Genomic DNA, 19,123 nt, shown 5'->3' with positions numbered 1-19,123 from the left:
GCAGGAGAGCACCACCCGGGTACCCGTAGATATATTTGACGCCTTCGTCACGCAAAAAGCGGACGAGCATCTCACCGCCAGATAAAAGCTCCACGTTGTTCACCTCTAAAACGCCAGAATACCGTCCACAAAAAAGGGGCGGGTCTTAATAGGTTTACTTCTCGGCAGAGCATGAGCGACGGTGGTCGCCGACTACGTCAGCACTGACTGAGCAAGTATTGGGATCGTCCCAGTGTTGCGGGCCTTTCCCACCCAGCGCGAGGTAACGCGTTGCGGGTGTAACAGGTCGGCGCGGATGTGCGCCTCATGATCTACCGAGTGGGTCTGCTTCTGGCAGTCCCTCTACAGCGGACTTTGGATTCTTCTGTTTCGCCCTCTCCAAGTCAAGCTGTCTATGTCACTAATTGTGGGTAAGCACATGAGAACGCAAGAAAAAACCTGAAAACCGCTACTCTGTTAGCGTCAATTGCGCAATTTTGCCAAGGAATCAGCATGCGAACGCTCCTCCTCTCCCTGCTGATCGGCCTCAGCCCCTGGTGCATGGCCGCTCAGATCTACAAATGGGTCGACGCCCAAGGTGTCACGCATTTCGATGCGCAGCCGCCAGCGGGTCAGCCATCCACCACGCTACAGACACCCTCCTCGCCCCCGCCCAAAGCTGCGCCAATGCCTGGCAGCGGCGTGCTCGGCGATCAGAAGGCGATTGATGACCAGGTGAAGAAACAGGTCGCGGATCAGCAGGCTCAGCTCAAGCAGTTTTGTCAGCAGGCACGGACGAACCTTGCGCAGTTGCAGAACAATCCGCGTTTGAGGGAGGAAGTGGAAGGACAGATGCGACGGCTGGATGATGCGCAGCGTCAGGAGCGGATTGTTGAGGCGCAGAAGCAGATTGCCGAGAACTGCCAGTAACACCACGCCCTCGTAAGAGCTGAGCTTGCTCGCGAAAGCGGTGTATCAGTCGACTTATTCGTTGAATGACAGACCGCATTCGCGAGCAAGCTCGGCTCCCACAAAGATCGGGGTTAACGTGAGGCGGTGATCAGCAGGTCGAACTCTTTGAGCAGCACCTGCAACTGACGATCCTTGCCACCCAGGTTGCGCTGGGCGAAGACCATCTCTGCCATTTCCTGAATGCCCGAGGCATTCGGCAAGGGCAGATCCTGCTCGAGGATCATTTTCATGCGCGGCAGGAAGATCCATTGCAGCCATTGTTCGAAGTCCAGCGTATCGACCGAAAACGGTTCGACACTGCTCAAGGCTTCTACCGACGGCTGCACCTCATCCCACCAGCCCTGTGTGCGCAGTTCGCGCTCAATCAGCAGTAACTGATCGGCGATTTTCGGGAACCGTGCATCCATCACAGCGAAACCTTGGCCTTCTGACGGGCCTGAGCGGCGCCGGCGGAATCGCCTTGTTTCTCACGGGACTGCGCGATCAATTCCCACAGGCTCGCCTGCAGATCCGGACGACCGTTGGCCATGGTCAACGCGCGACGGGCGAACTGCTCGGCTTGCGGCGCATCGCCTTGAGCCATGCGCACCTGCGCGAGGCGATAAAGCACTTGCGGCTCACGCGGCGCGACACGTTGCGCACGCTCGAGGCTGGAGGACGCACCGTTGAGGTCGCCACCGGCCTGTTGCTGTTGCGCAGTGGTCAGCAAGGCGAGCACCGGACCGTCCAGTTGCTCGTCAGCCGACAAACCGCCGCCGCTGCTGGCCGAAGGAATCCCGCTCGGCGTCGACGGCATGTTGTAGGTGCCGGTATTGACCGGCGCCGACTCGACTGGCGCAGGGTTGTAAGGCCCCGCCGTGATACCGCCGGACGCCGGGCCCGGCACGATCGGCGAAGAGCTGATCGGCGTCGACACGGCAGCGCCGCCACCCGGCACCATCACCACCACGCCGGTATCACCCTGCGGAATGGCCTGAGTCTGGCCCTGCGCAGGACGCTTCACCGTGGTTTGACGGAAACCGCCATTGGCCGAAATACGTTCGCTGTTGGACACCGCAGTCCCGGAATCAACCACCGGAATCGAACCACGCTGTACGGTAGAGCAGCCGCTGAGCAAAGCCACGGCGGTCACCGCTGGAATCAACCACTTGTTCACTTGAAACCCTCTTTGCTTAATTCATCCAGCCCTTGACCCAATCCATCACCGACTCGCCGGAAGCAGGCGTTTCGCTTGCGCACGCGGCGCCGGGTGGTGGTTCGCTGCCGCGAATATACGGCATCTGCACCGCGCCCGGGCAGTTGGCATCGGAGCCTTGGCCGGTGCGCGAATCCACCCACGCCTGAACGATGTTGTCCGGTTGCGGCATGTCCAGCGGCAGCGGGTCGGCCTTGCGCATGAAACTGGTCCAGACCTGCAATGCACCGGTGGCGCCGGTGAACGGCGTCTTGCCGTTATCGTCGCGACCCAGCCAGACCACGGCCAGCAAGTCCTGGCTGAAGCCGGCGAACCAGCTGTCCCGCGAATCGTTACTGGTACCGGTCTTGCCGGCCAGCGTCAGGGTTTTCGGCAAGACGTTGTAAACCGAGCTACCGGTACCTTCACGCATGACTCGTTGCATGGCGTTCTGGATCAGGTAGATCGACGCCGGATCGAAACGCTGCTCGATCTGGAACGGATAACGCTTGAGCGGTTCGCCCTCGGCGGTCAATACGCTGCGAATCCCGCGCATCGGCGTGTTGAAACCGCCGTTGGCGAGGGTCTGGTACATGGTTGCCACTTCGATCGGGGTCATGCCGCCGGCACCCAGCAACATCGACGGGAACGCCGGGAACTCACGGGTTACGCCGAGGCGCCCGAGGGTTTTCAGCACGTTCGGCACACCGACTTCCAGACCCAGACGCGAGGTCGACAGGTTGTAGGAATGCGCCAGACCTTGATAGAGGAACACCGTGCCGTGGGAGCGACGATCGTAGTTCTGCGGTTTCCACACCTGACCGTCCGCGCCTTTGACCGACAACGGGTCATCCGAGAGCCAACTGGTCAGCGTGTACTTGCTCGGTTTTTCCAGCGCGGTCAGGTACACCGCCGGTTTGATCAACGAACCCACCGGCCGCACAGCATCAAGCGCGCGGTTGAAGCCTGCGTAACTGGCCTGACGGCTGCCGATCATCGCCTGCACTTCGCCGGTTTCCGGGTTGGTCACGACCATCGCCGCTTCGACATCGTCGGAGCCTTTGCGCCCGGACAGACGTTTGAAAGTGTCGTTGACCGAGGCTTCCGCCTTCATCTGCAGAATCGGGTCGAAACTGGTGAAGATCCGCAGGCCTTCTTCGGTCAAGTCTTCGTCGCGATAGTCTTCACGCAGCTGACGTTTGACCAGATCGATAAAGCCCGGGAAGGAACTGTCGGCGAGCTTGCCGCGCGTGGTCACACCCAGTGGCATTTTCTTCGCCGCTGCGACTTGCTCGGCGGTCGCCACACCTTGTTGCTCAAGCACGTCGAGCACCAGGTTACGACGCTCCAGCGCACGCTCCGGGTTGCGACGCGGGTTGTAGTAGGACGGGCCTTTGACCATGCCGACCAGCAGCGCAACCTGATGCAGCTTCAGCTCGGACAATGGCTGGCCGAAGAAGAACTGGCTGGCCAGACCGAAACCGTGCACCGCACGCTGACCGTCCTGACCGACGAAGACTTCGTTGAGGTAGGCCTCAAGAATTTCTTTTTTGTCGTAATGCAGCTCCAGCAGCATCGCCATCATCGCTTCGGTGAGCTTGCGGGTCAGACTGCGTTCGCTGGTCAGGTAGAAGTTTTTCACCAACTGCTGGGTCAGCGTACTGCCGCCCTGAGTCATTTTGCCGCCCGAGGTGTTGACCCAGACAGCGCGGGCAATCGACTTCGGCGACACGCCCCAGTGGCTGTAGAAATCGCGGTCTTCGACAGCCACCAGGGTTTCGAGCAGGTACGGCGGCACTTGATCAAGTTTGATCAGAATGCGGTCTTCAAGATTTTTCGGATAAATGCCGCCGATCATCAGCGGTTCAAGACGCACCACGGACAACTTGGAACCGTTGGTCGCCGACAACTCGGCGACGTAATCGCCGGAGAAGCGCACGCGCACCGGTTGCGGTTTTTCCAGGCCTTCATAGAACTGGAAGCCACGGGTGTTCAGATCAACCGTGTTGCCGTTGACCGCAGCAGCACCGGGGCCGTTGCTCACGGCTTCGCGGCGATAGCCGAGGGCATCGAGTTCAGTGAGGAAATCGTCCTTGCTGAGCTTCTGTCCGACGAACAGCTCAAGCGGGCGCGCGTAAACCTTGGCCGGGATGGTCCAGCGCTTGCCGGAGAACTTCTCCTGCACCACGGCATCGAGGTAAACGGCGAAGCCGGCCAGCACGACAAGGCCGACCAGACTGAGTTTAATGGCCCAGCTCAACCACGGGCCAAGGCCCTTGGAAGGTGGTTTTTTCTTGGTACGGGGAGATCGAGTTCGAGTCATGGCGGCGGATTATACGCACTTTATTCATCCTCAACAGGAGCGCTCCGAGGTTTGCGTCAGGCTGGCGAGCGGCCATAATAGCCGCCTCGAATTTCCCCCCTCTCTGAAGGATCGCCCGTGAGCCAGTCACTGATCGCTGCCCTGCAAAACCCGGCCCTCTACCCGCACCCTGTCGAAGGGTTTCAGGTCATCGAAACGCACATCTCGTGGGTAATCCTCACCGGTCCGTTTGCTTATAAAGTGAAGAAGCCCGTGAATTTCGGCTTCCTCGACTTCACCGGCCTCGAATCGCGCGCGCACTTTTGCGCCGAAGAACTGCGCCTGAACCAGCGCCTGACCGATGATTTGTATCTGGAAGTGTTGCCAGTCACCGGCAGCGTCGAAGCACCGCAACTGGGCGGTGACGGCCCGGCCATCGAATACCTGCTGAAAATGCGCCAGTTCCCGCAGACCGGTATGCTCAGCACCCTGCAAGCGAATGGCGAGCTGACCACCCAGCACATTGATGAGATGGCGCAGCAGATCGCGCACTTCCACCTCACCGCGCCAAAAGTCCCGGCCGAACACGATGCTGGCACCCCGGAAAGCGTGATGGCGCCGGTGTCGCAAAACTTCGAACAGATCCTGCCGTTCCTCAGCGACAAAAATGACCTGCTGCAACTCGACGCGCTGAAAGCCTGGGCCGAAAGCAGCTTCGAGCGCCTCAAGCCTCTGTTCACCCAGCGCAAGGCCGACGGTTTCACCCGTGAATGTCACGGTGACATCCACCTCGGCAACGCTACCGTCATCGACGGCAAAGTGGTGATCTTCGACTGCATCGAATTCAACGAGCCTTTCCGTTTCACTGACGTCTGGGCCGACACCGGTTTCCTCGCGATGGACCTGGAAGACCGTGGCCTGAAATCCCTCGCGCGCCGCTTCATCAGCCAGTACCTGGAGTTGACCGGCGATTACCAGGGTCTGGAAGTGCTGAACTTCTATAAAGCCTACCGTGCAATGGTTCGCGCAAAAGTGGCGTTGTTCAGCATGCCGGCCGACGCGACTCCGGTGCAGCGCGCGACCACCCTGCGTCAGTACCGCAACTACGCCAACCTGGCGGAAAGTTACAGCACCATTCCTTCGCGCTTCATGGCCATTACTCACGGCGTTTCTGCTGTCGGCAAGAGTCACGTGGCCATGCGTCTGGTTGAAGCACTGGGCGCCATTCGCCTGCGCTCCGACGTTGAGCGCAAGCGTCTGTTCGGCGAGCAAACCGTTGCCAATGATGTACAGGCCGGCATTTATAGCGCCGACGCCAGCACCGCGACTTACGCGCGTGTGCATGAAATCGCTGAAGTGATCCTGCACGCCGGTTTCCCGGTGGTCATCGACGCGACTTACCTCAAGCGCGAACAACGTGACAACGCGGCGAAAATTGCCGAAGCCACTGGCACGCCGTTCCTGATCCTCGACTGCAACGCGCCGCAAGCGGTGATCGAGAGCTGGCTGGCGATGCGTCAGGCCGACAAACAGGATCCGTCCGACGCCACGCTGGCTGTGATTGAAGCGCAACAAGCCAATCGTGAAGCGCTGACGCCGGAAGAAATTCTGCGCAGCAAACGCGTGCAAACCAACGAATCCGGCACCCTCGACACCGTGGTCGCACAGATCCGTCAACGCCTGCCGGGCCTGTAAGAAACTATTTCGGCCGTGAAGCCCTCGCTTGCTTCACGGCCGTCAAATAGTGGCACTATACTGGCGTCATAAAACCAACAGGTGATGTGACATGAGCCAGCCGAAACTTCTCGACACCCCGCTGTATGCCTTGCTGCATAAAGATGACATCACTGGTTTCAACAAGGAACGCCCGCAGGACGGCCCGATCGACATGGTCGGCGGCGACTTTCGTGGTCTCGATATGCGCGAGCTGAATGCCGATGGCGTGGACTTCCGTGACGCGTATTTCCGTTCTGCTGATTTGCGCGGGATTGATTTCCGTAATGCATCGCTTGAAGGGGCGAGCCTCGCTCACGCGCAGATTTCCGGGGCGTATTTCCCGGCGGAATTGAGTGCGGACGAGATTTTGATGTCGATGAATTTTGGTACGCGTTTGCGCTATCGCACTCGCTGATATTCTTGATCGGCCCTTGTGGGAGCGGGCTTGCTCGCGAAGGCGTAGTGTCAGTCGATACATCCGGTGACTGATACGACGCCTTCGCGAGCAAGCCCGCTCCCACATTTGTTTGCGCGTTTCTTCCCGCCTTTCTGCGTTTGCAGCCCCTTTCTTAGAAGCTTTTGCGTCGAATCCGACCAAACAACCACGCTTTTCCTACTGATGGCTACACTCCTGAGAAGCTCGCCCACGCACCGTTCGGCCGTCGCAAGGAGGCTTGATGAATGATGAACTGCAACACCTGAAGAATCTTGGCAAGACGTCGGCGCAATGGCTGCATGCTGTGGGCATCCACAGCGCCTCGGACTTGCGTCGCCTGGGCGCGGTGGACGCCTACCGGGCCGTGCGTACCCGCGGGTTTCGCGCATCGAAGGTGTTGTTGTATGCGATCGAAGGCGCGCTGATGGACGTGCACTGGAACGACATTCCCGCCGAGCGCAAAGACGCGTTGAACAAACAGCTCGACGCCATCTCCGCGCGTCACAAGAACTGACCGCTATGTATTTGCTGGGGGAACAATCGGCGCCAGTGGATGCGCTGATCAATCGCTTGCAGACTCTGCCCGCGCAATGGCTGCAAGGCCTTGAGCCGTGCGGTTTGGAGATTGAAGTCGAGGCGACTGAGGATTTGCTGGAGCGACTGCCGAGTGATCAGCTGTTTCTGCTCAACGATGGCGTGATCAGCGGAAGCATCGGTGGTCGAGCCCTGTTCTATTGGCAGGAAGGCGACTTGGTCGGTCTGCAACGTGGCGAAGCCTGGATGGATTGCCGCTTGAGCAGTGACGGCGCCCTGCGTCTTCTGCCTTATCGGCGCCGTGATCTGTTTCAGCATTTGTATGCAGAGCCCGCTCGGGCTGAGCAATTTCTCGAATACCTGCTGGGGCACACCGCGATACTGGCCCACGCCGTAGCAGAACTGAAGCCGCGCGAGTTTCGTAGCACCAATGGTTTCAAACGGGTCGACGCTGGCGAAATCCTGATTCAACAAGGTGACGCCGCTGATCATGTTTTCGTGATCATCGACGGGCACGCCGAAGCGTTTGTTGATGGGCAGAAAGTCGGCGAAGTACCCAGGGATGAAATTTTCGGCGCGATGGCGGTGTTCACCCGCGAGCCGCGCAACGCCACGGTGATCGCCCGTGAGCCGAGTACCATCATGCTGATCCCCGGTGATCAATTTTTGAGCATGACCCGCAGCAATCCAAAGATCGCCCACAGCCTGATTGAGAGCATGGCGCGGCGCATCGGTCAGCTCAACCGGCGGATCACCCAGTTGACGTCGACTAACGGTTAACGCTCAAGTCCTTTGATTACGGGGCGTTCCGGCCATTTCTCAGACTAAATCAAATAAATCCAGAATCAGGTGTTGACTCGGTAATGAGAATCGCTATGATTATCACAACTGGTCGCGAGATCAGTCGATATTCTGAAAAGCCCTTGGTTCGGACTCTCAGATTATCTCCTCATCAGGCTAATCACGGTTATTTGACCCGGTTTTTACCGGGTCTTTTTTTGCCCGTGGAAAAGTCATTTGCCGAACTGTTTGCGCATTTGCTCGCAGTAATCCTGCTTCGGCGTGACAGGAGTGAACCAGACGTAATCGGCCATTGCCGCAGTCGCCTCACTGCCCTGCTCTGCCAACATCAAAACCGTCGGTGCCTCAGTGGCGCCCAAATCCTCGACATGCACCGGCACACCGACATCCTTGCGCGCATGCCAGGCACCGGCCAGCAACAGCGAAGGCGTCGGTGCCGCGAACAAACGCTCAGCCATATGCCGATCACGCTGTTGCTGCACCGCCAGCATCGCCGGCATTTGAGATTCCGGAAGCAGGCCACAGTGCGAATCACTGATCTGCTCAAGCAACGTGCTTTTTACTGGGGCTGCATTACTGCGCTCACCCTTTAAAACCGGCGGGTTACGGTAGAAGGTGTGGATTTCGGCGGTGTCCAGATTCGCCGCCAGCAGCGGATACGGTTGCGTGAGCGCGAAACGAACGATCGGCCCGTAGAGATTCCAGTCCCAACCGTCCTGCCAGGCCAATGCAGCAGGAAGATCAGCAGGAGGCGTAGCGGCATGGCGCACTTGATCAACTTTCGATTGCTGCTCCGGCGTGAGCATTTCCAGCAACAGACTGCCTTGCGGCCGTTGCTCGCCGAGTGCCTGCAATAACCACAACTGCACCGCGTGATGATCGGCATTGTCATGTTGCTCGCCGACGATCACACGCTCAGGCTCGGCCAGTCGCATCAGCAATTGCTGCGCCGTCAGCACCTGACCGTTGCGCAGATCACGAACTTCTCCAGCGGGCGGCGGCGCCACAGCCACATGCTGACACCCCGCCAACCACAACACCGCCAACAACCAGATTGCGCGCATGCACTCACCTCGATGAAAAACTCAGCGGGCGATGATCAGCGGATGCCCACGCTCCGGGTGCGGTTGCACCAATACTTCGAGACCGAACACCGCTTTGAGTGCGTCCGGGCGCAGCACTTGCTCCGGCGTATCCAGCGCGACCGGGCGCCCGCCTTCGAGCAGCAACACCCGATCACAATAGCGCGCCGCCAGATTCAGATCATGCAGGATGACCAACACCGCAGCGCCGCGATCAGCGAACTCGCGCACGGCCTGCAACGTGGTGTGTTGATGCAGCGGATCGAGCATCGACGTCGGCTCATCCAGTAACAACGTTTGCCCGGCTTGCCCCGGCCACAGTTGCGCCAACACCCGCGCCAGATGCACGCGCTGACGTTCGCCGCCGGACAACGCCAGATAACTGCGACCGCTCAAATGCCCGGCATCGGCGGCGGCCAGTGCGGCAGCAATAATCTCGTCATCGCGCACTCGACCGCTTTGATAAGGCAAGCGTCCCATGCCGACCACTTCTTCAACGCGAAACGCAAAATCCAGCGTCGACACTTGCGGCAGTACCGCCAGACGTTGCGCCCGTTGCGTGCCCGTCCAGTGCGTCAGCGCCTGGCCGTCGAGCGACACTTCGCCCTCGCTCGGTTTCAATTCACCGCACAAGGCGCCGAGCAACGTACTTTTTCCGGCACCATTGGGCCCGAGCACGCCAAGCACTTCACCCGGTTCGAGTTGCAGCGAAACTTCGCTGAGCACCGTTTTGCGGCCGCGATGGATGTGCAGATTGTGCGCTCGCAGCATCAGGCACGTCCTCGCAACAGCAAGTAAAGGAAGAACGGCGCACCGATAAACGCGGTGACGATACCAATCGGCAATTCCGCCGGCGCCAGCGCCAGCCGCGCCACCAGATCGGCGAGCAACAACAGGCTCGCCCCCGCCAGCACCGACGCCGGCAACAACACCCGATGATCCGGCCCCGCCAGCAAGCGCACCAGATGCGGCACCACCAGTCCGACAAAACCGATCATCCCGGCCGCCGCCACCGCCGCGCCAACACCCAGCGCCGTGCAGAACACCAACTCACGCTTGAGCTTCTCGACATCGATACCCAAATGCCCGGCTTCCGACTCGCCGAGCAATAACGCGTTCAACGCCCTCGCCCGACGCGGCAGCCACAAGGCGACACCGGCACTGATGATCAGCAACGGCCACAACCGCGCGTAACTCGCACCATTGAGGCTGCCCAGATTCCAGAATGTCAGCGTGCGCAGAGTCGCGTCGTCCGCCAGATACGTAAACAGTCCAACCGCCGAACTGGCCAGTGCGGTCAGTGCAATACCGGCCAGCAGCATGGTGGCGACATTGGTCTGGCCATTACGGCGACCGAGTCGGTACACCAGCGCCGTCACACCGAGGCCGCCGAGAAACGCGCACACCGACAACAGGTAAGGCCCGAACCACTCCGGCATGCCGCCAAAAAACGAACCACCGACAATCGCAATCGCCGCGCCCAACGCCGCGCCACTGGAAACACCGACCAGCCCCGGATCCGCCAGCGGATTGCGAAACAAACCCTGCATCGCGACGCCGGACAACGCCAACACACCGCCGACCGCCAGACCAAGCAAGGTTCGCGGCAGACGAATCTGCCCGAGAATCAGCTCAGCCTGCTCCAGCCCGTCCGGCGCCAGCGGCACACCGATCAGGCGCAACGCCGCACGCAGCGTATCGAACAGCGGCAGGCTGACCGGCCCCAATGCCAACGATAGCCAGATCGCCAGCAAACACAGGAGGGTCAGGCCGATAAATAAGCCACGGGGTTTGACCAGTGTGGTCATTGGCCGCTCTTGGCCGGGTAGAAACCGTCAGACAGGGTTTTCAACGCCGCCGGCAAACGTGGGCCGAGGCCGCCGACCAACAGCGTCGGATCCAGCTCCAGCACCCGCCCGGTTTTCGCCGCGCGGCTTGAATTGAGAATCGGGTTTTCCTTGAACAGCGCCACTTTCGCCGCGTCGCCGGTCAAGGCACGGTCGGCGAATACCAGGACTTCCGGATCAAGACTGGCAAGGGATTCCACCGAGAACGGTTTGTAACCGGTGTGCGTCGCGAGGTTATGCCCACCCGCCTGTTGCAGCAGCCAGTCGGCGGCGGTGTCTTTGCCGGCGATCAACGGTTTGCCACCGGCATGCCCGAGCAACAGCAGCACGCCCGGGGCTTTCTGTTTCGACTGCGCGCCGGCAACCCGCACTTTTTGTGCGTCGAGTTGCTGTTGATAACTTGCCAGCAGTTGTTTGGCCTCAGCTTCAGCACCGAGTAATTGACCGAGACGGGTAACGTTTTTCTCAACCGTCGGCAGATCGGGCTGCGCCGAGAACAATTCCACCTGCACCTTGGCCGCTTTGACTTGCGACAGTACCGGCGGCGGGCCCATTTCTTCGGTGCCGATCAGAATGTCCGGGCGCAAACTGAGAATGCCCTCGGCGGAAAGGCTGCGCTGATAGCCGATGCTCGGCAGCGCTTTCAAAGATTCCGGATGCTGACTGGTGGTATCGACGCCGACCAGTTTCGCCTCGCCGCCCAAGGCCGAAACCCACTCCGACAGCGCGCCGCCGGCACTCACCCAACGTTGCGGCAACTCAGCCGCTGCAGCCTGGTGGCTGACGAAAAGTCCGACACACAGCACAGCAACGCGGGTACTCAGGCGCATACACAGCTTCCTTGAACGTGGTTTTCCCGGGCATCGGGACGACAGGCCAAGTATCCTCGGCATCTGCCAGCCGCCCTGCGGACGAAGGCCGTCATTTGATAATTGTTTGCATTTAAACGTCAAGCTCGGACATATCCGGACACGAGCAAACACTAGAGGATAGTCATGAAGTTTCTCTGCGCAGGCGCCGAGCTGGCCGAAGCGAAAAGCCGTGGTTTCGAGATCGACGGCAACAAGCTGTTCGCCGTGCGCCGCAGCGGCCAGGCCTACGTCTACCTGAATCGCTGCCCGCACCGGGGCGTGGGGCTGGAATGGCAACCCGACCAGTTTCTCGACCCGAGCAACAGCCTGATTCAGTGCGCTACCCACGGCGCACTGTTTCTGATCGAGGACGGTGAATGCGTGGCCGGGCCTTGCGCCGGGCAATCACTCACCGCCATCCCTTGCCGCGAAGACGCGCAAGGCCTGTGGATCGATGTTTAACCGTTGAGCAGCACATCGAGGCGCCGGTCGATGACCATCTCTTCATGGCTCAAGCGCACGCCGTACGCCAGCACCTCGACGCCACACGCGACCGCTTCATGCAGCGCTTCGGCATACGCTGAATCAATTTCCCTGGCCGGGCGCACCGCCTCGATCCCGCTGAGATTGACGCAATACAACTGCACCGCGCGAATTCCGTCCCGCGCCAGATGCGCCAGCTCCCGCAGATGCTTGGCGCCGCGCTGGGTCACCGCATCCGGAAACGCTGCCACCGGCGTACCGTCGAAACCCAGCGTGACACTTTTCACTTCCACGTAAGCCGGGCCGCTCGGGTATTCGAGGCGAAAATCGATGCGACTTTTTTCCTGACCATAAGCGACTTCACGCTTCAACGCGGTAAAGCCGTTTAGCTCGGTGATGACGCCCGCTTGCAAGGCTTCCTCGACCAAAACGTTGGCTCGCGCGGTGTTCACGCAAAACAGGCGCCCCTGCGGGGTTTCGCCGATTTCCCAGGTGCCGGGCAACTTGCGTTTGGGGTCATTGGAGCGGCTGAACCAGACCTGCCCGCCCTCGACCTGACAATTGAGCATCGAACCGGTGTTCGGGCAGTGAATGGTCAGTAACTCACCGTTAACCGTTTCGATATCGGCAAGAAAACGTTTGTAACGACGGATCAGTCGCGCTTCTTCAAGCTCTGGATAAAAGCGCATCAGCCTTGCCAACTCTTCAAGCCACGCGCGATGCGTTCCACCGCTTCTTGTAGGCGAGGGAGGTTTTGCGTGTAGGCAAAACGCACATGATGACTGGCCTGATAGCGACCGAAATCCAGTCCTGGCGTAAAAGCGACGTGCTCGGTTTCGAGGAAATGTCGGCAGAACGCGAAGGCATCACCGCCGAACTGGCTGATATCGGCGTACAAATAGAACGCGCCTTCAGGCTCCACGGCGATGTTGAAACCCAGCTCACGCAAGGCCGGCAGGAGGAAATCGCGACGACGGCCGAATTCGGCGCGGCGCTCCTCCAGAATCGCGATAGTGTCCGGCTCAAAACAGGCGAGCGCCGCGTATTGCGCCATGCTTGGTGCGCTGATGTAGAGGTTCTGTGCGAGCTTTTCCAGATCACTGACCGCCGCCTCTGGCGCCACCAGCCAGCCGAGGCGCCAACCGGTCATGCCGAAATATTTCGAGAAACTGTTCAGCACGAAAGCACTGTCATCGACTTCCAGCACGCTCGCCGCATCGGTGCCGTAGGTCAGGCCGTGGTAGATCTCGTCCACCACCAGATGCCCGTGTCTGGCCTTGATGGCTGTGGATAACCCGGCCAGCTCATCGCGGGTCAGGATGGTGCCAGTCGGATTGGCCGGTGAGGCGACCAGTGCGCCAACGCTGTCGTGATCCCAATGACGCTCGACCAGATCCGGGGTCAGTTGATAACGCACGTCAGGCCCGACCGGCACCAACTGCGCCGCGCCCTCGACCAGACGCAGAAAGTGGCGGTTGCACGGGTAACCCGGATCCGCCAACAGCCAGTGTTTCCCGGGATCGACCAGCAACGCACTGGCGAGCAGTAACGCCCCGGAACCGCCCGGCGTGATCAGAATCCGCCGTGGATCGATGTTCAAGCCATAACGCGATTGATAGAACCCGGCGATCGCCTCGCGCAGCTCAGGAATGCCGCGCGCGGCGGTGTAACGGGTTTTCCCGGCAGTTAGCGCCGCCTGCCCTGCGCGAATGATCGGCTCGGCCGTGGTGAAGTCCGGTTCGCCGATCTCCAGATGGATCACGTCGTGGCCTTCCGCCTGCAACTCATTGGCCCGCGCCAGCAACGCCATGACATGGAACGGTTCGATCGCACGACTGCGCGCACTGTAGGGCTGAGCCATTGGGCCTTTCCTTCAACGGAAAAAAAGAGACGATTCTACCCATCTGCCGGAACGAGCGAGAACCCGCAGCGGTCACAGCCTCAAGAACGCTGGACTGTAACGATACGAGCGTACGCTCCAGGATTGACTAAAATCAGTGATTGAACAGGTCTCCACCACCGCCAGACACAGCTTGCCTGACTTTTACAAGCGCCACCCGCCGGGGCCTCGACATCCGGGAGTAGCGCGGGCCGAATTGATCTGGTAAGTTCGCCCGCTTGCAGCCGCAGGGCCGGCAGGTGTCGGTGATGGAGCAATCCTGCGCAATGGATTACAAGAGTAGAGGCGGTCCATTTCATGCCCACCCAAGCAAAGCAACAGCAGCAAACCACGATCAGCGGTTTCGAACCTTACGTTCCGGCGAAAGGTGAAGAGTACATGGGCGCCCCGATGCGCGCGCACTTCACCAAGGTTCTGAACAAGTGGAAACAGGAGTTGATGCAGGAAGTCGACCGCACTGTTGATCACATGAAAGACGAAGCTGCGAATTTCCCGGATCCGGCCGACCGTGCCAGCCAGGAAGAAGAGTTCGCTCTTGAGCTGCGCGCCCGCGACCGCGAGCGCAAGTTGATCAAGAAGATCGACAAGACGCTGCAACTGATCGAAGACGAAGAGTACGGCTGGTGTGATTCGTGCGGCGTCGAGATTGGTGTGAAGCGCCTCGAAGCACGCCCGACAGCCGACATGTGTGTCGACTGCAAGACCCTGGCGGAAATCAAGGAAAAGCAGGTCGGCAAGTAATCTCGACCTGAACGAAGAACGGAGCGTGCGAACGCTCCGTTTTTGTTTCTGTCTTTTGTCTTTTGCCTTTGCCTTTGCCTTTGCCTTTTGTAGGAGTGAGCCTGCTCGCGATAGCGGTGGGTCAGTCAATATCGGTGTTGAATGTCACACCGCTATCGCGAGCAGGCTCGCTCCCACAGGTTGACCGGCGTATAGCCTGAAAAGTAGCTTCGTTTCCATGACTGCCAAAAAATCCCCTGCCTACATCGGCCGCTTCGCCCCGACCCCCAGTGGCCATTTGCACTTCGGCTCGCTGGTAGCCGCCCTCGCCTCTTACCTCGATGCCCGTTCAGTCGGCGGTCGCTGGCTGGTGCGCATGGAAGATCTCGATCCGCCGCGTGAAGAACCCGGTGCGCAGAGCGCGATTCTCAAGGCGCTGGAAAGCTACGGTTTCGAGTGGGACGGCGACATGGTGCGCCAGAGTGATCGACATGACGCCTACGCCGACGTGCTCAACAGCCTGTTCAATCACGGTCTGGCCTACGCCTGCACCTGCTCGCGCAAACAGCTCGAAGCGTACAACGGCATTTATCCGGGCCTGTGCCGTAACGCTGGCCATGATCAACAAGACGCAGCGATCCGCCTGCGCGTGCCGGAGCTGGAATACCACTTCATCGACCGTGTGCAGGGCGAGTACCGCCAGCACCTAGGCCGCGACGTCGGCGATTTCGTCATCCGCCGCCGTGACGGCCTCTACGCCTATCAACTAGCCGTGGTGCTCGATGATGCGTGGCAAGGCATCACCGACATCGTCCGTGGTGCCGATCTGCTCGACTCGACACCGCGCCAGCTCTACCTGCAAGAACTGTTGGGCCTGCGCCAACCGCGTTACCTGCACCTGCCGCTGATTACCCAACCGGACGGCAACAAGCTCGGCAAGTCCTATCGCTCACCACCGCTTGAAGCAGATCAGGCCACGCCATTGCTGCTGCGGGCCCTGCGTGCTTTGGGGCAAAATCCCGGCGCCGAACTGGCCCACGCCTCGCCGCAAGAATTGCTCAGTTGGGGCAGCAAGCATTGGGATGCGACGAAGATCCCGCGCACACTGACCCTGCCCGAAGCGCAACTGCTATGACGACACTTGCAGTCGCGCGCCCATCCGTTACCATCGCCGCACGTTTTCGGGCACGCGCATAAAAAAAGAGAGGCCGGGATGTACATCTATCGCTTGGTCCTGCTTTTAGTCGTGGGGATCTACCTGTTTTCCCCCGCCATCATGGATTGGTGGATCGACGCTACGGGCGCCTGGTATCGCCCCTATCTGCTTTGGCTGATCCTGATTGTTGTGACCTTCATCCTGCAGAGCCAAAAAGATGCCGATGAGCTTTAGCCTGACCCAGATGATCCTGATCAGCGCCGCGTACCTGGCGGTGCTGTTCGGCGTTGCCTGGGTCAGCGAACGGGGCATGATCCCGCGCGCGATCATTCGCCACCCGCTGACGTACACCTTGTCGCTGGGGGTTTACGCCAGTGCGTGGGCGTTCTACGGCACGGTCGGCCTGGCGTATCAGTACGGCTACGGCTTTCTCTCCAGTTACCTCGGCGTGTCCGGCGCGTTTCTGCTGGCGCCGGTGCTGCTCTATCCGATCCTGAAAATCACCCGCACCTATCAACTGTCGTCGCTGGCGGATCTGTTTGCCTTTCGCTTTCGCAGCACCTGGGCCGGTGCGCTGACCACGATCTTCATGCTGATTGGCGTGTTGCCGTTGCTGGCGTTGCAGATTCAAGCGGTCGCCGATTCCATTGGCATCCTCACTGGCGAGCCGGTGCAGAGCCGCGTAGCGCTGGCGTTTTGTGCGCTGATCATCCTGTTCACGATTTTCTTCGGCTCCCGCCACATCGCCACCCGAGAGAAACACGAAGGGCTGGTGTTCGCGATTGCCTTTGAATCGGTGATCAAACTGGTTGCCCTCGGCGGCGTCGGTTTGTATGCGCTGTACGGCGTGTTCGACGGCCCGCAACAACTTGAGGTGTGGCTGCTGCAAAACCAGACCGCCCTCGCCGCGCTGCACACGCCATTGCAGGAGGGCCCGTGGCGCACGCTGTTGCTGGTGTTCTTCGCTTCGGCGATCGTGATGCCGCACATGTATCACATGACGTTTACCGAAAACCTCAATCCACGCTCGCTGGTCAGTGCGAGCTGGGGTTTGCCGCTGTTCCTGCTGTTGATGAGCCTGGCGGTACCGCTGATTTTGTGGGCCGGTCTGAAACTGGGCGCGACGACCAATCCGGAATATTTCACCCTCGGCATCGGCATCGCCGCCAACAGCAAGCCGCTGGCGTTGCTCGCTTACGTCGGTGGTTTATCAGCGGCCAGCGGGCTGATCATCGTCACCACGCTCGCGCTGTCGGGCATGGCGCTGAACCATCTGGTGCTGCCGCTTTATCAACCGCCGGCCGAAGGCAATATCTATCGTTGGTTGAAGTGGACGCGCCGCGCGCTGATCGTCGCGATCATCATGGCCGGATTCGGTTTCTACCTGATGCTCGGCGCCGAGCAGGATCTGGCCAACCTTGGCATTGTTGCCTTCGTCGCGACCCTGCAATTCCTCCCGGGCGTGCTGTCTGTGCTGTATTGGCCGACCGCCAATCGCCGTGGCTTTATTGCCGGCCTGTTGGCGGGGATTCTGGTCTGGGTGGTGACCATGCTGTTGCCGCTGGTCGGCAATCTGCAGGGTTTCTACATCCCGCTGCTGAACATGATTTACGTGCTCGACGACACCAGTTGGCACATGGCCGCGATTGCCTCGCTGGCGGCCAACGTGTTGATGTTTACGCTGATCTCGCTGTTCACCAACGCCAGCCCCGAAGAAGCCAGCGCCGCCGAAGCCTGCGCTGTGGATAACGTCCGGCGTCCGCAACGCCGCGAATTGCATGCCGCATCGCCGCAAGAATTCGCCACGCAACTGGCGAAACCGCTGGGCGCCAAGGCTGCGCAGAAAGAAGTCGAACAAGCGTTGCGTGACCTTTATCTGCCGTTCGATGAACGTCGCCCATACGCCTTGCGCCGTTTGCGTGACCGTATCGAGGCCAACCTTTCCGGCCTGATGGGCCCGAGCGTGGCGCAGGACATGGTCGAAACCTTCCTGCCTTACAAGGCGGGCGGCGAAAACTATGTCACCGAAGACATCCACTTTATTGAAAGCCGTCTAGAGGATTACCACTCGCGCCTTACAGGTTTAGCCGCCGAACTTGATGCCTTGCGCCGTTACCACCGGCAGACCTTGCAGGAGTTGCCGATGGGCGTCTGTTCGCTGGCCAAGGATCAAGAGATCCTGATGTGGAACAAGGCCATGGAAGAACTCACCGGGATTGCCGCGCAACGCGTGGTCGGTTCCCGCCTGAGCACCATCGGCGAGCCATGGAAAGAATTGTTGCAAGGCTTCATCAATCTGCCCGACGAGCATTTGCACAAACAGCATCTGGCCCTCGACGGCCAGACCCGCTGGCTGAACCTGCACAAAGCGGCCATCGATGAACCGCTTGCTCCGGGTAACAGCGGTCTGGTGTTACTGGTCGAGGATTTGACCGAAACGCAGATGCTCGAAGACAAACTGGTCCACTCCGAACGTCTGGCGAGCATCGGTCGCCTCGCAGCAGGTGTGGCCCACGAAATCGGCAACCCGGTCACCGGCATCGCCTGTCTGGCGCAAAACCTGCGCGAGGAGCGCGAAGAAGACGACGAACTGACGGAAATCAGCGGGCAGATTCTCGAACAGACCAAACGCATATCGCGCATCGTCCAGTCGTTGATGAGTTTCGCCCATGCCGGCAGCCATCAACACAGCGACGAGCCGGTTTGTCTGGCGGAAGTGGCGCAGGACGCGATTGGCCTGCTGGCGCTGAACCGACGCAATTTCGAAGTTCAGTTCTACAACCTGTGCGATCCGGATCACTGGGTCGAAGGCGATCCGCAGCGGCTCGCGCAGGTGTTGATCAATCTGCTTTCAAACGCCCGCGACGCCTCGCCGCCGCACAGTGCGGTACGGGTGAAAAGCGAAGCCGGCGAACACACGGTCGATCTGATCGTCGAAGACGAAGGCAGCGGTATTCCGAAGAACATCATGGACAGATTGTTCGAACCCTTCTTCACCACCAAGGATCCTGGCGAAGGCACCGGTCTGGGCCTTGCACTGGTCTATTCCATCGTTGATGAGCATTATGGACAAATCTCCATCGACAGCCCGGCTGATGTACAAAGCCAACGCGGCACCCTGGCGGTGCCGCTGGTGTGCCTCGGTTCGATCTATTCGCTGGCCGGGCAAG

Annotated in this window: 20 protein-coding genes; 10 read left to right on the top strand and 10 right to left on the bottom strand. The window is 60.0% G+C overall.

Translation table 11 applies throughout. From position 1 onward, the window contains the following. On the bottom strand, positions 1–94 hold a 94-nt coding region (locus ACIP1X_RS23600), incomplete at its 3' end, for a hypothetical protein (RefSeq protein ID WP_400651835.1). Between the two features lie 398 nt (positions 95–492). Here ACIP1X_RS23600 and ACIP1X_RS23595 point away from each other — a divergent pair. Then, the gene (locus tag ACIP1X_RS23595) at positions 493–909 is read left to right on the top strand and encodes a DUF4124 domain-containing protein (protein ID WP_400755381.1); all 417 of its coding nucleotides are present in this window, start codon (positions 493–495) and stop codon (positions 907–909) included. Positions 910–1,022: 113 nt separating this feature from the next. Here the strand turns inward: ACIP1X_RS23595 and ACIP1X_RS23590 are convergent, their stop codons facing one another. Genes ACIP1X_RS23590 through mrcB form a run of 3 tightly spaced genes read right to left on the bottom strand, consistent with a single transcriptional unit; the run spans position 1,023 to position 4,448 of the window. Next, the gene (locus tag ACIP1X_RS23590; RefSeq protein WP_400755379.1) at positions 1,023–1,358 is read right to left on the bottom strand and encodes a YqcC family protein; all 336 of its coding nucleotides are present in this window, start codon (positions 1,356–1,358) and stop codon (positions 1,023–1,025) included. Continuing rightward, on the bottom strand, positions 1,358–2,107 hold the full coding sequence (locus ACIP1X_RS23585; RefSeq protein WP_053123863.1) for a hypothetical protein: 750 nt from the start codon (positions 2,105–2,107) through the stop codon (positions 1,358–1,360). Before ACIP1X_RS23585 ends, ACIP1X_RS23590 begins: the two co-directional genes overlap by 1 nt. Positions 2,108–2,123: 16 nt before the next feature. Further along, on the bottom strand, positions 2,124–4,448 hold the full coding sequence (gene mrcB / locus ACIP1X_RS23580; protein WP_053123865.1) for a penicillin-binding protein 1B: 2,325 nt from the start codon (positions 4,446–4,448) through the stop codon (positions 2,124–2,126). Positions 4,449–4,565: 117 nt separating this feature from the next. Here mrcB and ACIP1X_RS23575 point away from each other — a divergent pair, with 117 nt between their 5' ends. The 4 genes from ACIP1X_RS23575 to ACIP1X_RS23560 all read left to right on the top strand — a co-directional run bounded on the left by ACIP1X_RS23575 (position 4,566) and on the right by ACIP1X_RS23560 (position 7,893). Then, on the top strand, positions 4,566–6,122 hold the full coding sequence (locus ACIP1X_RS23575; protein WP_400755377.1) for an AAA family ATPase: 1,557 nt from the start codon (positions 4,566–4,568) through the stop codon (positions 6,120–6,122). A 91-nt stretch (positions 6,123–6,213) separates the two neighbouring features. Then, a complete protein-coding gene (locus tag ACIP1X_RS23570) occupies positions 6,214–6,558 on the top strand; it encodes a pentapeptide repeat-containing protein (RefSeq protein ID WP_400755376.1) in 345 nt (114 codons plus the stop codon). Positions 6,559–6,820: 262 nt separating this feature from the next. Beyond that, on the top strand, positions 6,821–7,093 hold the full coding sequence (locus tag ACIP1X_RS23565) for a TfoX/Sxy family protein (RefSeq protein WP_053123870.1): 273 nt from the start codon (positions 6,821–6,823) through the stop codon (positions 7,091–7,093). A 5-nt stretch (positions 7,094–7,098) separates the two neighbouring features. Then, positions 7,099–7,893: a Crp/Fnr family transcriptional regulator gene (locus ACIP1X_RS23560; RefSeq protein WP_400755375.1), complete on the top strand. Its 795-nt coding sequence runs from the start codon at positions 7,099–7,101 to the stop codon at positions 7,891–7,893. 233 nt (positions 7,894–8,126) lie between these two features. Here ACIP1X_RS23560 and ACIP1X_RS23555 read toward each other — a convergent pair whose 3' ends face one another. The 4 genes from ACIP1X_RS23555 to ACIP1X_RS23540 are packed head-to-tail and all read right to left on the bottom strand — an operon-like array spanning position 8,127 to position 11,673. Beyond that, positions 8,127–8,978 carry a ChaN family lipoprotein gene (locus tag ACIP1X_RS23555; protein ID WP_400755373.1) on the bottom strand — a complete coding sequence of 284 codons (852 nt, stop codon included), beginning with the start codon at positions 8,976–8,978 and terminating at the stop codon, positions 8,127–8,129. Between the two features lie 21 nt (positions 8,979–8,999). Next, positions 9,000–9,767 carry a heme ABC transporter ATP-binding protein gene (locus ACIP1X_RS23550; protein WP_159815131.1) on the bottom strand — a complete coding sequence of 256 codons (768 nt, stop codon included), beginning with the start codon at positions 9,765–9,767 and terminating at the stop codon, positions 9,000–9,002. Then, positions 9,767–10,750, bottom strand: a complete 984-nt coding sequence (locus tag ACIP1X_RS23545) for an iron ABC transporter permease (protein ID WP_282358450.1) — start codon at positions 10,748–10,750, stop codon at positions 9,767–9,769. Before ACIP1X_RS23545 ends, ACIP1X_RS23550 begins: the two co-directional genes overlap by 1 nt. A gap of 50 nt (positions 10,751–10,800) precedes the next feature. After that, positions 10,801–11,673, bottom strand: coding sequence for a hemin ABC transporter substrate-binding protein (locus ACIP1X_RS23540; protein WP_400755371.1), 873 nt, complete (start codon positions 11,671–11,673; stop codon positions 10,801–10,803). A 165-nt stretch (positions 11,674–11,838) separates the two neighbouring features. Between ACIP1X_RS23540 and ACIP1X_RS23535 the strand changes: the two genes are divergently transcribed. Then, positions 11,839–12,156, top strand: a complete 318-nt coding sequence (locus ACIP1X_RS23535; protein WP_053123881.1) for a Rieske (2Fe-2S) protein — start codon at positions 11,839–11,841, stop codon at positions 12,154–12,156. On the opposite strand, the gene sfsA is transcribed toward ACIP1X_RS23535, so the two are convergent. Both sfsA and ACIP1X_RS23525 read right to left on the bottom strand, forming a co-directional pair. Then, positions 12,153–12,866 (bottom strand): DNA/RNA nuclease SfsA, encoded by a 714-nt coding sequence (sfsA, locus tag ACIP1X_RS23530; protein ID WP_400755369.1) that lies wholly within the window; start codon positions 12,864–12,866, stop codon positions 12,153–12,155. The two genes, ACIP1X_RS23535 and sfsA, sit on opposite strands and share 4 nt — an antisense overlap. Then, entirely contained in the window at positions 12,866–14,038 is a 1,173-nt protein-coding gene (locus tag ACIP1X_RS23525) for a pyridoxal phosphate-dependent aminotransferase (protein ID WP_400755367.1), read from the bottom strand. The genes sfsA and ACIP1X_RS23525 overlap by 1 nt, the downstream gene beginning before the upstream one ends. Positions 14,039–14,374: 336 nt before the next feature. Here ACIP1X_RS23525 and dksA point away from each other — a divergent pair, with 336 nt between their 5' ends. The 4 genes from dksA to ACIP1X_RS23505 all read left to right on the top strand — a co-directional run. Next, positions 14,375–14,818: an RNA polymerase-binding protein DksA gene (gene dksA, locus ACIP1X_RS23520; protein ID WP_053123888.1), complete on the top strand. Its 444-nt coding sequence runs from the start codon at positions 14,375–14,377 to the stop codon at positions 14,816–14,818. Between the two features lie 217 nt (positions 14,819–15,035). Next, the gene (gene gluQRS / locus ACIP1X_RS23515) at positions 15,036–15,932 is read left to right on the top strand and encodes a tRNA glutamyl-Q(34) synthetase GluQRS (protein ID WP_400755365.1); all 897 of its coding nucleotides are present in this window, start codon (positions 15,036–15,038) and stop codon (positions 15,930–15,932) included. A 78-nt stretch (positions 15,933–16,010) separates the two neighbouring features. Continuing rightward, complete coding sequence (locus ACIP1X_RS23510; RefSeq protein WP_003176118.1) at positions 16,011–16,187, top strand: hypothetical protein; 177 nt, start codon at positions 16,011–16,013, stop codon at positions 16,185–16,187. Then, positions 16,171–19,123, top strand: a 2,953-nt coding sequence (locus ACIP1X_RS23505; protein ID WP_400755364.1) for a sensor histidine kinase, incomplete at its 3' end; no start/stop codon positions are given. The genes ACIP1X_RS23510 and ACIP1X_RS23505, both read left to right, overlap by 17 nt.

The organism is Pseudomonas sp. NPDC088885, assembly GCF_044750025.1.
In the GTDB taxonomy this organism is placed as follows: domain Bacteria; phylum Pseudomonadota; class Gammaproteobacteria; order Pseudomonadales; family Pseudomonadaceae; genus Aquipseudomonas; species Aquipseudomonas rustica.
The sequence above is the reverse complement of the archived record's forward strand: the minus strand, read 5'-3'. Positions and strand labels throughout refer to the sequence as shown.